This window comes from Metabacillus sp. SLBN-84 (assembly GCF_053629595.1).
The window spans coordinates 750,187-764,223 of sequence record NZ_JBRJIP010000001.1 but is presented as its reverse complement, the minus strand read 5'-3'; the positions used below and the strand labels follow the sequence as shown (position 1 = coordinate 764,223).

12 protein-coding genes and 2 riboswitches are annotated in these 14,037 nt (G+C 45.0%); of the genes, 2 read left to right on the top strand and 10 right to left on the bottom strand.

The annotated features are described in order from the left end of the window. Positions 1-224: 224 nt before the first annotated feature. From RKD52_RS03675 to RKD52_RS03650, 6 genes are all read right to left on the bottom strand, one after another. On the bottom strand, positions 225-2,642 hold the full coding sequence (locus RKD52_RS03675; protein ID WP_454098721.1) for a heavy metal translocating P-type ATPase: 2,418 nt from the start codon (positions 2,640-2,642) through the stop codon (positions 225-227). A 464-nt stretch (positions 2,643-3,106) separates the two neighbouring features. Then, complete coding sequence (gene copZ, locus RKD52_RS03670) at positions 3,107-3,313, bottom strand: copper chaperone CopZ (protein ID WP_029284277.1); 207 nt, start codon at positions 3,311-3,313, stop codon at positions 3,107-3,109. A gap of 20 nt (positions 3,314-3,333) precedes the next feature. After that, positions 3,334-3,660, bottom strand: coding sequence for a metal-sensitive transcriptional regulator (locus RKD52_RS03665; protein ID WP_454098720.1), 327 nt, complete (start codon positions 3,658-3,660; stop codon positions 3,334-3,336). 63 nt (positions 3,661-3,723) lie between these two features. Further along, complete coding sequence (locus RKD52_RS03660; RefSeq protein WP_454098719.1) at positions 3,724-4,401, bottom strand: response regulator transcription factor; 678 nt, start codon at positions 4,399-4,401, stop codon at positions 3,724-3,726. Then, positions 4,398-5,756 (bottom strand): sensor histidine kinase, encoded by a 1,359-nt coding sequence (locus tag RKD52_RS03655; protein WP_454098718.1) that lies wholly within the window; start codon positions 5,754-5,756, stop codon positions 4,398-4,400. The genes RKD52_RS03660 and RKD52_RS03655 overlap by 4 nt, the downstream gene beginning before the upstream one ends. Positions 5,757-5,885: 129 nt before the next feature. Beyond that, positions 5,886-7,133: a dicarboxylate/amino acid:cation symporter gene (locus RKD52_RS03650; RefSeq protein ID WP_454098717.1), complete on the bottom strand. Its 1,248-nt coding sequence runs from the start codon at positions 7,131-7,133 to the stop codon at positions 5,886-5,888. A 161-nt stretch (positions 7,134-7,294) separates the two neighbouring features. Beyond that, a riboswitch (cyclic di-AMP (ydaO/yuaA leader) is annotated at positions 7,295-7,437 on the bottom strand. Positions 7,438-7,553: 116 nt separating this feature from the next. Between RKD52_RS03650 and RKD52_RS03645 the strand changes: the two genes are divergently transcribed. Next, the gene (locus RKD52_RS03645) at positions 7,554-8,288 is read left to right on the top strand and encodes an alpha/beta fold hydrolase (protein WP_454098716.1); all 735 of its coding nucleotides are present in this window, start codon (positions 7,554-7,556) and stop codon (positions 8,286-8,288) included. A gap of 68 nt (positions 8,289-8,356) precedes the next feature. Here RKD52_RS03645 and RKD52_RS03640 read toward each other — a convergent pair whose 3' ends face one another. Together RKD52_RS03640 and RKD52_RS03635 are read right to left on the bottom strand one after the other, a co-directional pair. Further along, entirely contained in the window at positions 8,357-10,150 is a 1,794-nt protein-coding gene (locus RKD52_RS03640) for a M3 family oligoendopeptidase (protein WP_454098715.1), read from the bottom strand. Positions 10,151-10,283: 133 nt separating this feature from the next. Then, entirely contained in the window at positions 10,284-10,460 is a 177-nt protein-coding gene (locus tag RKD52_RS03635) for a twin-arginine translocase TatA/TatE family subunit (protein ID WP_369734486.1), read from the bottom strand. Between the two features lie 208 nt (positions 10,461-10,668). Then, a riboswitch (Lysine riboswitch) is annotated at positions 10,669-10,846 on the top strand. Between the two features lie 113 nt (positions 10,847-10,959). On the opposite strand from RKD52_RS03635, the gene RKD52_RS03630 reads away from it, so the two are divergent. Beyond that, on the top strand, positions 10,960-12,372 hold the full coding sequence (locus RKD52_RS03630) for an amino acid permease (protein WP_454098714.1): 1,413 nt from the start codon (positions 10,960-10,962) through the stop codon (positions 12,370-12,372). Positions 12,373-12,404: 32 nt separating this feature from the next. On the opposite strand, the gene RKD52_RS03625 is transcribed toward RKD52_RS03630, so the two are convergent. Both RKD52_RS03625 and kdpDN read right to left on the bottom strand, forming a co-directional pair. Next, on the bottom strand, positions 12,405-12,821 hold the full coding sequence (locus tag RKD52_RS03625) for a CBS domain-containing protein (RefSeq protein WP_454098713.1): 417 nt from the start codon (positions 12,819-12,821) through the stop codon (positions 12,405-12,407). 16 nt (positions 12,822-12,837) lie between these two features. Continuing rightward, a complete protein-coding gene (gene kdpDN / locus RKD52_RS03620; RefSeq protein WP_454098712.1) occupies positions 12,838-13,989 on the bottom strand; it encodes a KdpD-like non-kinase potassium sensor in 1,152 nt (383 codons plus the stop codon). Positions 13,990-14,037: the final 48 nt, after the last annotated feature.

Below are 14,037 nucleotides of genomic sequence, written 5' to 3'. Positions count from 1 at the left end.
CGGGCGTAACTCCGCCTACCGCTGAAAAAAGAGGTCATCTCAGGGGGCTCCGGTCTCGCTAACAATCCATAGTCAGTGTCTAACAGTCCAAACTGCCGTGCTAACAAGCGAAATACCAGGTATAACGATCCAAAACAGGTGTCTAACAGTCCGGGTCCATTTTGGGGTGAAAAAACACTGTATCAAAAAAACCAGGCCGCCGCGGCAGACCTGGTTCACACTCTTTATAATTTTGCACGCTGCAGCCTTAAGGCATTCAGTACGACTGATACGGAACTTAAGGCCATGGCTGCTCCTGCAAGCCACGGTGCAAGCAGACCGGCCGCTGCAACTGGAATGCCGAGCGTATTATATCCAAAAGCCCAGAAGAGGTTCTGCTTGATGTTGCGGATGGTCAGCTTGCTCATGTAGATGGCATCTGCAATGCTGTTCAAGTCGCCTCTCATCAGCGTAATATCCGCAGCTTCCATGGCGATGTCCGTTCCTGTGCCAATTGCCATGCCTGTGTCTGCAGCGGCGAGAGCTGGAGCATCATTAATGCCGTCTCCTACCATCGCCACTTTTTTCCCTGCCTTCTGAAGGTTTATCACTTCTTCTGCTTTTCCTTCAGGAAGCACTTCAGCAATAACATGATCAATGCCCGCAGCTTTAGCGATTGCCTGTGCTGTCCGTTCGTTGTCACCCGTCATCATGATGACGTTAAGTCCCATCTGCTTTAACCGTTCAACCGCTGCTTTAGAAGTTTCTTTGATCGTATCAGCTACTGCAATCAACCCTGCTAGTTCCCCGTCAATTGCCGCAAGCATAGCCGTTTTTCCATCTGCTTCAAGGCGTTCCTTTTCAAAAAGAGCTGGTTGTGCGTCGATCCCGTATTTCTCCATCAGGCGGATTGTTCCGACCAGCACTTGATGGCCGCCCGCCTCAGCCTTAATACCAAAGCCAGGTACAGATTCAAACTGGCTAGCTTCTGCGAGCTCGACGCCTTTCTCTCTGGCTCCGGCGACAATGGCCTGAGCCAGAGGATGTTCAGACTGATTTTCTGCTGCAGCAATCAGCTTCAGAACCGTTTCTTCATCGCGCTCCCCATACAGAATCACATCAGTTAATTCCGGTTCCCCTTTTGTCACAGTACCGGTTTTATCTAAAACAATCGTATCGACAAGGTGTGCCGTCTCCAGGTGTTCTCCGCCTTTGAAAAGAATACCCGCTTCTGCAGCTCGCCCGGAACCTGCCATGATGGAGGTTGGGGTAGCGAGGCCCAGTGCACATGGACAGGCAATGACCAGCACGGCAATCATTTTTTCAAGTGCTCCGGCAAAGTTCCCCTGATCAACCCATAAGATCCAGATAAGGAACGTCAGAACGGCAATTCCGACTACGATTGGAACGAAGATGCCTGATATTTGATCAGCGAGACGCTGAATCGGCGCTTTAGACGTTTGTGCCTGCTCGACTACTTTTATGATTTGTGCAAGCGCTGAGTCCTTGCCGACTTTCGTTGCCTTTACCTTTACGAAACCATTTTTATTAATCGTTGCTCCATAGACTTGATCCCCCGGTGATTTATCGGCAGGAATGCTTTCACCTGTCAGCATGGATTCATCAAATGCTGAATTCCCCTCTACGATTTCACCATCGACAGGCACTTTTTCTCCCGGTTTAATTAAAACGGTATCACCTGCTGCGACTTCTTCAAGCGGCACCTCAAGTTCGGTACCGTTCCTGATCACTCTTGCTGTTTTTGCCTGAAGTCCCATCAGTTTTTTAATCGCTTCTGACGATCTTCCTTTTGCTTTAACCTCAAACAGCTTTCCGAGCAGAATTAAGGTAATCAGCACAGCACTTGTTTCAAAATAGAGTTCCGGCATATGACCGGCGTGCCCGATGGATTCTATTGTTAAATAGAGACTGTAGAAATAGGCAGCCGATGTTCCAAGTGCTACAAGAACGTCCATGTTGGCACTCTTATTTTTAAGTGCTTTGTATGCGCCAATATAAAACTGGCCTCCAATTATGAACTGTACCGGAGTTGCGAGAATCAGCTGAAACCACGGATTCATAAACAGTTCCGGCACATACATCCATGAGGTAAAGGAGAAATGACCGACCATTGACCAGAGCAGGGGAATTGAAAGGATAGCCGATAATATAAATTTTCTCTGCTGCTTCACAATCTCTTTTTGCTTGCGGTCCACTGTATCTACATTGTCTTTCTCTGCTTTGACATTCGCGCCATACCCAAGTTTTTCAACCCGTCTAATCATATCCTGAGGGGTAATAACGGAAGGGCTGTATTCAACTGAACCTGTTTCAAGCGCTAAGTTAACCGTTGCTTTTGACACGCCTTCGAGCTTGTTCAGTCCTTTTTCGATTCTTGCCGAACAAGCGGCACATGTCATTCCGGTAATAGTAAATTCAGCTTTTTCAAGACTGACTCCGTATCCCAGATCCTCCACCTTTTGTTGAATGGCTGCGCTGTTCGTTTTTCCCTGATCAAACGTGACGGAAGCTTTTTCGAGAGCGAGGTTCACTGTTGCCTGCTCAACTCCCTCAAGCTTATTCAGCCCTTTTTCAATTCTGTTTGAACAGGCTGCACACGTCATTCCCGTAATTTGAAAATTGGTTTCTTTGAGATTGCTCATATTGAGTCCCTCCATATACCACATAGGGGTATATAATTTTGAAAAAGAAAACGTGCCGGTTTAGCACGGTTTCTTTTGTTAAAAGCGATTCTACATTTCGTATTGTCCAGCTGCGCCTCCCAGGTCCTCAGTCGGAACAAAATCCCCCAAAAAGTCAAACCCGGACTTTTCGTGTGATTTCTTATCCGCCGATCGGACCTAAACGGTCGGCTCCGCTTTTCTCATTGTCCAGCTCCATCGCTCAACTCCTCTGCCAGAACAAATCCGCCCAAAAAGTCAAACCCGGACTTTTCAGCCGGATTCTTATCTGGCTTTCGGAGCTAAACGAGCGATTCCGCTTTTCGTGTTGTCCAGCTCCATCGCCTAACTCCTCGGCCAGAACGGATCCGCCAAAATAAGCAAACCCGGCTTTTTCCGGGGGAGCCGTTCTGCCCTTCGGAGCTGACCGAGGCGATTCCGCTTTTCTATTCTACTTCATACCCCTGATCATCGATAGCTTCTTTGATGGCAGCAAGGTTCACTTTTTCCGGGTTGTACTCGACAGCTACTGTGCCTTCGTTAAGATTGACTTTTACTGATGTGACGCCGTTCAGTTCACCTACGCCGCCCTCTACTGCTTTCACACAGTGGTTGCAGGACATTCCCTGTACATTCAGTGTTGCGTTTTCCATAACAAATCTCCCCTTTTGTTTTATTTCATTAGTCGTTTGACGGTTACGAGCACTTCATCGATGACTTCAAGGTCCCCATCCTGGATGCGTTCGACCAGACAGCTTTTCATGTGGCCTTCGAGAAGGATTTTGCTGACGGAGTTCAGCGCAGATTGGACGGCAGCTATTTGTGTCAGGACATCATCACAGTAGGTATCCTTATCAATCAGCCCTTTTACTCCCCGAATCTGACCTTCGATTCTGTTCAGCCGTGTCACCAAATTCTTTTTAGTTGTCTCCGAATGATGGCTCTTTCGGTCTGATCCTGGAACATGACAGCTTTCAGGTTCATTTGCGTGATCAACCATGTCATGCACCTCCTTGTTTTTAATTTACCATACCCCCCTACCCTATGTAAAGGAAAAAATCGCCTATTTCTTTTCGTCTGTCCACTTGTAGCCTGCTCCCCATACCGTTTGAAGGTGTTCTTCAACCGGAAAGCCTGTTTTTCTAAGTTTGTCCCGGATATGTCTCACATGTGAATCCACCGTTCTGCCATCTGTATCTGCCTCATATCCCCATACTGCTGTAATCAAGTGGTCGCGGTCAAACACCCTGTTCCGGTTTTGCAGGAAAAGGCCGGCAAGCTGGAACTCCTTTGGGGTAAAAGGGATTGGTTTTTCCTGATAAACAGCTTCCTGCTTGTTTTCATCCCACTTTAATCCCCTGAATTCAATAGCGGAGTTGTTTCGCGTTCTTCTTAGAATGGCTTCTATTCTTGCAAGCAATTCGGATTCATCAAAGGGTTTCGTCAGATAGTCATCTGCACCGGCCCTGAGACCTTTTACAATATCAGCCTTCTGATCCCTGGCGGTGACCATAATGATCGGGATATCCGAAAACAGCCTGATTTCCCGGCAGATGTCAAAGCCGCTTTTATCCGGCATCATCACATCCAAGATCACCAGCGCAGGATTTTCGTTTGCTATTAAATCTGCCGCTTTATTGCCGTCAGTGGTTTTCACGCAGGAATAGCCTGAAGGTGCAAGATAAAGCTCCAGCAGATTAAGCATCAGCTGTTCATCATCAATCAGAAGTATTTTTTTCATGCTATTGACTCCTTTTGAAACTCAATAATAATAGAAGTTCCTTTTCCAAGCCTGCTTTCCGCATGGACAGTGCCTCCCGCAGCCTCCACAATTTCTTTCACGATGGCCAAACCAAGGCCTGTCCCTCCGCTGTGGCGTGACCTTGACTTGTCTACTCTGTAGAGCCTGTCAAAGACATGCTGCAGGTCATTTTCAGGTATCCCGATCCCCTCATCAGAATAGGCAATCTTCACGGAATGATGGTCTTCCCGGACTTTCACTGTAATGGCTGAATGTTCCTCTGAATAGCGGATGGCGTTGTCTAAAATATTCAATGTGACCTGCTCAAACCTTGCCTGATCGATAAAAAGATAGACCTCATCTTCCGGGAAGTCCTCTACAACTTTCATCTTTTTGTCTGCCAGAACGGGCTGAACCTGTTCTGCTGTTTTACGGAGAAACGCCCGAATTTCCGTTTTCTCTTTTTCAATTTGAAAAGACAGCTGATCCATCCTTGCCAGTTCAAAAAGATCCTCCACTAATCTTGAGAGGCTGGACGTTTGATCAGTGAGTATTGTCAAATAGCTCGCCCGCTCAGCTTGAGGAAGATCCGGTCTTTTTGCCACATCGGCGTAGCCTTTAATATACGTGAGGGGGGTACGCAATTCGTGAGCGATGCTCGCCAAAAATTCGTTTCTTTCCTGCTTCAGATGTTCAAGATCATTTGCGAGCTTTTGAATCGATCCACCAAGCTCCCCAAGCTCATCGTTTCTGTGCATTTGAAGCTTAACGGTAAAATCCCCTGCACTTAACCGCTCTGTTGCTTCTTTCATCTTGAGCAGGGGCTTTGTCACGATTCTTGATAAAAAGAAGACGGCTATAATGGTCAGCAGCACAGAAACCGTCCCGATAAAAAGGAAATGGTCGTTCAGCCTTGAGATCATGGATTGAATGGAGTCTGTCCCTTTAAACATATAGACATATCCGTTTACCTTTTCCCCGTCGCGGACGGGGCTTGCCGTCCAGATATAAGGACTTTTTTTCCAATCTTCCCCTGATTCAAGCGGCTCTTTCAATGCCTTTTTCATATCTGAATTGAGTTCAGCAGATCCATAGAGAACGGTTTTATCCGCTGCTGTCAGCAAAACGTCCGTATCAGCTTCCGATTCCATGAGAACAACATGCTCCATTGTTGTTTCATCACCGTGTTTCTCAAGGACATCACGGTGGCTGTCCCCCCTGATTTGCAGGGCATTCAGCTCTTCCTCCACACGTGTATTTACAAGATTTCTGTATAAAAAGAGAAAGAGACAGGTTTCTACTATTAAGATAATGGAAAAAAACAATAATCCGATTTTGATGGCAAGCTTGTTCACGGTAAATCCCCTTATAACTCTTATTTCTTTTACCATAACAGAAAAATGTGCATATTTTGTGCACTTAATATTAACGTACAGACGAAAAAAGCGGCCATTAACGGCCGCTTTTCCATGAAATCTATTTTTTTACACCGTTTTTTGGTCAACTTCAGGAATCACGTAATCTCCATGCTTCTTCTCTGTTTCAGCAACAATGACAGCACATGCTGCGTCACCAGTGATATTGACGGCTGTACGCGCCATATCAAGAAGGCGATCAATCCCGATGATCAGGGCGATGCCCGCTACCGGAAGTCCGACAGAGTTCAGTACCATGGCAAGCATGATCAGACCTACACCAGGCACTCCTGCTGTTCCGATTGAGGCAAGAACAGCTGTCAGAACAACAGTAATCAATTGTGTGAATGATAAGTCAATGCCATATACCTGTGCGATAAAGATTGTTGCTACACCTTGCATAATGGCCGTTCCGTCCATGTTGATCGTTGCGCCAAGCGGCTGAACGAAGCTTGAAATCGGCTCAGGAACCTTCAGTCGTTTTTGCGCAGTCTCCATTGAAACCGGAAGAGTAGCATTACTGCTCGACGTACTGAAAGCTACTGCCATTGCAGGAGAGAAGTTCTTAAAGAAAGCAATCGGGCTCTGCTTTGCAAGGAATGCGATAGATCCTCCGTATGTGATAATAGCGTGGATAATAAGGGCCAGAATGACAACACCCATATACAATCCCATTGCTTTCAGTGCATCCAGACCCTGGCTTCCTACTGCTGTTGCAATAAGACCGAATGTACCGTATGGAGCAAATTTCATCACTAGATTTACAAGATACATCATTAAATCATTGCCCTGCTCAACAAACTTCAGCAAAGCACTCGCTTTTTTACCAAGGAATGTAATTCCAAGACCTACAAAGATGGAGAATACAATGATCTGCAGCATGTTTCCGTCAGCAAACGCCTTGATTGGATTTGTTGGAATCATGTTTAAGAAGGTTTCAGCGACAGATGGTGCTTCCTTCGCATCATATTCAGCTGATTTTGTATCAAATTCTCCAATATTTCCCGGCTGAATTGTCAGTGCAAGGATTAAGCCGATAACAATGGCTACAGCTGTTGTTACAAGGAAATAAGAAACAGTTTTAACACCAATTCTTCCAAGCTTCTTCGGATCTCCGAGCCCGGCTACCCCAAGAGTGATGGAGAAGAAGACAATCGGCACTACAAGCATGTTGATTAAGTTCAAGAAGATTTTTCCAAGCGGCGTGAACAGGAAAGTATCCAGCTGCTTAAATAAATCCGGTGCGGTTATATTGAGGATTAAACCTACAATTGCACCCAGAATGAGACCAATGATGATTTTCGTTGCTAGTTTCATAGACAACCTCCGTAAAATAGAATAATAAAAAGCTAGTTATTTATTCCCAGTTTAACGGGATGGAGAAACATGATTGTGAGAGTTTTTTGAAAAATACAAAAAAACCACAGGAGATACCCGCGGTTTGTATTAGTCAATTTGAATAATTATGACTTTTCACAGTTGAGTCTCTCCAGCGCAAGCGAGGTTAGCTGTCGGATTCGGACGAAGAGCTGTCCTACCTCATACTACAAGGATTCACCCCCAGTGCATCTGCACCTATTCGGGTCCCCCGCTCCTGTTAAGGATTAAGCGTATATTTATTAAGTTATACTACTATTCTAAATAATAGTTTGTCTTTTGGCAAACATCAAAATTTGCCTTTAGTTGGATTAAAGCATAAAATTTAGCAGAAATCGCGATAAATTAAGGAGTTTTCCCATGAAAAGATGGATCAAAAATTTTTTTCTGATAGCCGTGGCAGCACTTGTACTTGCCTTTGCAGGCTTTTACATATGGTCACAGCAGACATATAAACCTTCAGATGACCTTTATAACTCCACGAACGTTCAGAAGAAAAACAATGCCGATGGCTACTTGCTCTTTGAACCAGTGAATCAAAAGACAAAAACGGGCATCATTTTTTATCCAGGAGCAAAGGTCGAGCCCGAGGCTTACGCTTATCTTGCCGAACAGCTTGCTCAGCGGGGCTATACAGCGGCGATTGTTAAAATGCCTTTTAACCTGGCGATTACCGGCATCAATAAAGCAAGCAATGTGATTAAGGATCATCCGGAGATTACAAAATGGTATCTTGGAGGGCATTCACTTGGAGGAGCTTCAGCATCCATATATGCCTATGACAACCAGGATACAGTAAAAGGATTGTTCCTAATGGCTGCCTACCCGACAGATTCCAGTGATTTTTCCGGAACGGATTTTCCGATTCTGACAATCTATGCTGATAGAGACGGCCTGGCCACTCTTGAGGATATACGGGAGAAGAAACATTTGCTTTCAGATGACACGTTCTTTTACAGGATAAAAGGAGGAAATCATGCGCAGTTCGGCATTTACGGAAATCAAAAAGGCGATAACGAAGCAGACATCAACGTGTATATTCAGCAGGATCTCATCGTCAGTAAAATTGACCGGTGGATCTTAATGAATCAGTAGATTTCAGAGTGAAACTTACAAAAAAAGCTGCACCCGCGCGAAAAGCTCATGGGTGCAGCTTCTTCTCATTATTTTGTTGCCTCAAGAAACTCCTCTGCATCCTGAACAATAAGAGCCACTGCGTCTTTCCAGAAATCTTCTTTTGTCAGATCAGCGCCAAGATGCTTCATTGCAAGATCTTCAACCTGCATCGAGCCTGTATCTTTAAGTAAGGCAATGTACTTCTGTTCAAAAGCAGCTCCTTCCTCAAGCGCTTTTGCATAGATTCCAAGCGAGAACAAATAACCGAATGTATACGGGAAGTTATAGAATGGTACGCCCGTAATATGGAAGTGCAGCTTTGATGCCCAGAAGTGAGGGTGATACTCGCCCAATGAATCACAATATGCTTCTTTTTGCGCGGCTTCCATCAGCTCGCTGATTCTCTCCGCACTCACCATTCCTTTTTTGCGCTCTTCATAGAACGCATTTTCAAAAATAAAGCGGCCATGTATATTCATCAGAAGCGCCACACTGCGCTGAACTTTATCTTCAAGCAGGGCAAGGCGCTCTTCTTCTGTTTTTGCTTTTTTTACAGAAGCATCCGCCACAATCATCTCGGCAAATGTCGAGGCCGTTTCCGCCACATTCATCGCATAGCTGCGGTTAAGCGGATGAACGCCTGCCATTGCATGCTGATGAAAAGCATGGCCAAGCTCATGGGCAAGAGTCGCAATGTTTGAAGGCGTGCCTGAGAACGTCATAAAAATGCGTGACTGATCGCTTTCCGGAAAGCTTGTGCAAAATCCGCCCGGTGCCTTTCCCTGTCTGTCTTCAGCTTCAATCCAGCGGTCTTCAAAGGCTTTTTTCGTAAAAGAGGTGAGCTCTTCCCCGAAATTTGAGAACTGATCAAGAATAAACTCTGCGCCTTCCTGGTAGGAAACCTTCGACTCTTTGCCGCCGATAGGCGCATCAAGATCATACCAGTTAAGTTTCTCAACCCCAAGAAGCTCTGCTTTTCTTTTTAAATACTTTACTAGAGACTGTTTGTTTTCAGAAATGACCTTCCACATGACATCGAGCGTCTCCCGCTTCATTCGGTTGATTTCAAGCGGCTCGCTGAGCACATCGTTCCAGCCCCGCTTTTCGTACACATTCAGCCTGAAGCCTGCAAGATGGTTCAGCGTCTGGGCAAATAAATCAGCTTTGCCCCCCCATGCTTTTTCCCACTCTTCAAATACAGCCTTGCGGACTTCACGATCTGCACTTGAGAATTTATTGGCCGCCTGACCAACTGAAAGTTCCTTGACTTCTCCATCTTCGCTGAATGGAATTTTCACCGTTGAGACGAGTGTGTCATAAAACTGTCCCCACGCATGATATCCGTCAACTGATAGAGCATTAATCAGCGTTTCCTGCTCCATCGGCAGTTTATTCTTCGCTTTGTTTCTGCGTTCAGTGAGCACATAGCTGAGGTCAGCCAGACTTTCCGTCTGAATAAGCTCTTCCCAGACTCCATCCTCCACTTTTACCAGCTTTTGATCAAGGCTTGCGAGTGCATTCTGAAAGTGAGAGCTGAGCTGCGTTACTTTTCCTCTCAGCACAGCTGCGTATTTGTCCTCTGTATCCTGAGACTGCAGGCAGCCGACAAATGCACCTGCCTGTCTAATTCTTTTAGCAATTCCCTGGAATGAGTCAAGGATTTGATTAAGGTAAACGTAATCCTCTTTTGAGCTTGGCACATCCAGCCGATCTGCCTCGTCCTTAAATAATGGAACATCCTTTTCAAGCTCTTCTAAGTGACGCTTAAAACTTTCAGACTTGCTGCCTCCTTCAAAAAATACATCCAAATCCCATGTTTCTGCATATGTAGCGGCTTTCATAAATTTCCCCCTCAATAAGTATTTCGCTTCACTAAATAAACTGACAGGTCTATTATATAACATTCGTTTGAATTTTTGTATAATTCTTACTCTTTTTGAAATCAAAAAAAAACAACCCGCAGGCTGTTCTTAGTTACTTCACCGATTTATCTGATTTCACGTCATCGTCATCCATTAAGCCTTTTGTTGCATTTTTAAATTCTCTCAGTGTTTTGCCTGCAGCTTTGCCCAGCTCCGGAAGCTTTTTCGGTCCGAATAGCAGAAGTGCCACAAACACTATTAACATGATTTCGCCGAATCCCAAGTTCATCATGTACCCTTCTTCCATGTATTATTTCATAAAAAAGAAAACGTTATCTTTGTAAATTATAGTAGATTTTCCCTCATAATGCAAAGTGAAGTTTTTCACGGCACGCATTTGTAACTATTGGAAATACACGATTTTTGTTGACATTTGCTATATGTTCCTGCTAAATTAGCTCTATCAAAATAACATAAAAAAAATCCTCACGTCATCTCAGTGAGGTAGAGGTTGCGCGATAGGAAGAGTAGCATGCATGAAGCCGGTGGGGCTGATGAGAGCATGTTGAAAGGCCTTCGCGCCGAAGTGTAAAACAGCCACACTGTTATACGCTGGGACGGCATCGAACAGGTGCCGGACTGCCGCAGATTGCTCTGCGGAGTGCTATCAGGAGATGATGGTGAGTTTTTGCGTATTTGGCGCACGGACTTTTCCGTGCGTCTTTTTGTTTGTTTCGATTAAAAATGACACAGACTTAAGGTATGTGTTCTCTAGGAGGTTTCATGGTTTGAAACAGAAAAAATGGGGTTTTTGGCTGTTAACAGCCTTCGTTGTAGGAAATATGGTCGGCTCAGGTATATTCATGCTGCCGAGCACACTTGCACAGACAGCAAGTCCACTGGGTGTAACAAGCGCCTGGCTTGTGACTGGATTCGGCGTCCTGATGATCGCATTGGTTTTTGGCAATCTTTCCATCCGCAGACCGGACCTGACCGCAGGTCCTCAAAGTTATGCCAAAGCGCTTTTTGATTCGCCCAAGAAAGGAAACGTAGCAGGCTTCAGCATGGTTTGGGGATACTGGGTCGCAAACTGGATCAGCAATGTTGCCATTATCACAAGCTTTGCCGGATATTTGTCCTCTTTTTTCCCAATTATGTCTGACAAATCGGTTCTCTTTACGATCGGCTCACAGGACGTTCAGCTTGGAAGAGCAATAACGTTTGCCGTCTGCACAATTCTGCTTTGGGGGACTCATACAATTCTTGTCACAAACATGACAGGTGCAGGGAAGCTTAATTTTGTCGCCACAGCTTCTAAGGTGATCGGGTTTATGCTGTTTATTATTGCGGGATTATTCGCACTTGAATCTGCCGCGTTCGGCGAATTCTATTTCCCGGTTGAAACAGACAGCGGCAATACACTGGGACTGACCAGTCAAATTCAGTTTGCTGCCATCTCAACTTTGTGGGCGTTTGTCGGCATCGAATCTGCCGTCATTTTATCAGGACGCGCATCCTCACAAAGAGATGTGAAAAGAGCTACAATTACCGGTTTAATCATTGCGGTTTTCATCTATATGGTTATCACTCTTATTACGATGTCTGTTCTTCCGCATGATCAGCTGCAGGCGTCCGACAAGCCATTCGTCGATGTTCTTTCCGTTATTTTGGGAGATGCAGGAGCGAATGCGATGGCTCTGCTCGCCGTTGTTTCACTTTTCGGTTCCACAATCGGCTGGATTCTGCTTTCATCGGAAGTGCCGTATCAGGCTGCAAAATCAGGGATCTTCCCGGCATTCTTTGCAAAGACCAATAAAAAAGGCAGTCCTAAAAATGCCCTGCTGATTACAAATCTGATGTCGCAGATTTTCATTTTCTCAACGATTTCAGGAACCATCAGCGAAGCTTATACGTTCCTGACAACGTCAGCTACACTTGCTTATCTTTTCCCGTACCTTGTATCCTCCATCTTCTTCCTGAAGCTGATTGCTAAAGGAGAAACGTATGATCTGGTAAAGGGTTCACGTGTAAGAGACGGGATCATCGCGTCCATAGCCTGTATCTATTCTGTCTGGGTTATTGTTACAGGAACAGCGGATCTCAAAACGTTTGCTTTAGGCGTTGGCCTTTTCCTTGCAGGTTTTGTCATCTATCCATTCCTTAAAAAATATATGAAAAAAGAAGAATCTGCTTCTGCTTAACCAAAAGGGCTGCACCCATTAGTGCAGCCCTTTTAAATTACTGCCGGAGCAAACATCTGACTTGCACAATACTCGATGATTTCTCTCCTTCTTATGATTCCGATAAAGATTCCTTTGTCATCTGTCACAGGCACAAAATTCTGTTCCATGGCCCTGGAAATGATATGCTCCATTTCAGCCTGAATGGAAATGGGCTCGTTTTTGCGGTGAAAAGAAATTTCCGTCAGCCTGATCTTTTCTGTGTTGTGAAAATTCAGGTTTGGGGTGTTTTTCAGCTTCCAGAGCAGATCTCCCTCTGTCAGCGTCGTGACATATTTGCCTTCATGATCAAGCAGCGGAACCGCCGAATATCGGTGGTATTCCATCTTTTCAAGCGCCTGCCGCATCGTCGACTGGATAGGCAAATAGACAACATCCTTTTTAGGGATCAGGAAAAAAGCAATATTCATTTCTTAAAAGTCCTCTCTATATTTTTCCATCTGAAACGATATGAATATCAATGTTTTCTGTTTTTCGCATAATGGTATTTACAATAGACCCTTTTCGGATTTCTTCCCATCGTGTTCTTGCTGACTGTCCAAGCAGAATCTGTGTCACATGGTATTTATTTGCTGCCTCAATAATAATCTCAGCGGGCTTCCGGTTTCTCTCATGCTCAAGCAAAAAGACGGCATTAAATTGAGAGGAGAGCAGCTGCCACCGTTCTATTTTTTCTCTCATCTCCTGAGTAAATGATTCTTTCGGATATTTTACAGCATGCAGAACATACAGCTGTGCACGGAGGCGGTTCGCCATCCTCCAGCCTCTTCTGATCAGTTTTTCGGCAGTAGGGCCGTACCCGACGCAAACAAGTATTTTTTCATGCACACCAATGGGTCCGTATGAAAGATTTCCGCTGATCTGCTCCATTTTTTCATCTACATCATCCGCCACTTCTCTAAGAGCGAGCTCCCTTAAAGCGGATAAATTCGGAACGGTAAAGAAATGGGAGAGGCTTTGTTCGATTTTATCTGAGCCGTAAATTTTCCCTTCTGTCATTCTTTTTCTGAGCGTTTCAGGCGTCACATCAATCAGCTGGATTTCGCTTGCTCTTTGAACAAACAAATCAGGCACCCTTTCGCGCACAGCCACTCTCGTTATCTGCTGGACAATATCGTGGACACTTTCCAGATGCTGAATATTGACGGCCGACATGACATTGATTCCTGCTTCCAGAATCTCCTCAACATCCATATATCGTTTAAGATTTTTAGACCCTGGAATATTTGTATGAGCAAGCTCATCGATAATGACAACAGCCGGTTTCCTTTCAATTATGGCTTCTGTATTCAGTTCTCTGAAGACGCTCCCTTTATACGTCATTTCTTTAAGGGGAATGACTTCAAGGTCTTTTATTAAATCTTCGGTTTCTCTTCTTCCGTGGCATTCAATCAGTCCAATGACTGCATCAATGCCTTCAAGCTTTAAGTCGTGGGCATCCTGGAGCATTTTGTATGACTTCCCGACCCCGGGGGCTGCTCCTACATAAAGCTTCAGTTTGCCACGGTTCATTTCTGCTATTTCATCAAGCAGCTCCTGAGGGGTTTTCCGTCTGAAATATGGATGGTTTTCGGTCATATTTTCACCTCCTCAATAAAAAACAGCTCAGTCAGCCCTTCACAAGAA

Bases quoted from the DNA above. Each gene is read 5' to 3' on its own strand.
- RKD52_RS03675 (WP_454098721.1), bottom strand. From the start codon at position 2,642: ATGAGCAATCTCAAAGAAACCAATTTTCAAATTACGGGAATGACGTGT.
- copZ (WP_029284277.1), bottom strand. From the start codon at position 3,313: ATGGAAAACGCAACACTGAATGTACAGGGAATGTCCTGCAACCACTGT.
- RKD52_RS03665 (WP_454098720.1), bottom strand. From the start codon at position 3,660: ATGGTTGATCACGCAAATGAACCTGAAAGCTGTCATGTTCCAGGATCA.
- RKD52_RS03660 (WP_454098719.1), bottom strand. From the start codon at position 4,401: ATGAAAAAAATACTTCTGATTGATGATGAACAGCTGATGCTTAATCTG.
- RKD52_RS03650 (WP_454098717.1), bottom strand. From the start codon at position 7,133: ATGAAACTAGCAACGAAAATCATCATTGGTCTCATTCTGGGTGCAATT.
- RKD52_RS03645 (WP_454098716.1), top strand. From the start codon at position 7,554: ATGAAAAGATGGATCAAAAATTTTTTTCTGATAGCCGTGGCAGCACTT.
- RKD52_RS03640 (WP_454098715.1), bottom strand. From the start codon at position 10,150: ATGAAAGCCGCTACATATGCAGAAACATGGGATTTGGATGTATTTTTT.
- RKD52_RS03635 (WP_369734486.1), bottom strand. From the start codon at position 10,460: ATGAACTTGGGATTCGGCGAAATCATGTTAATAGTGTTTGTGGCACTT.
- RKD52_RS03625 (WP_454098713.1), bottom strand. From the start codon at position 12,821: ATGAATATTGCTTTTTTCCTGATCCCTAAAAAGGATGTTGTCTATTTG.
- kdpDN (WP_454098712.1), bottom strand. From the start codon at position 13,989: ATGACCGAAAACCATCCATATTTCAGACGGAAAACCCCTCAGGAGCTG.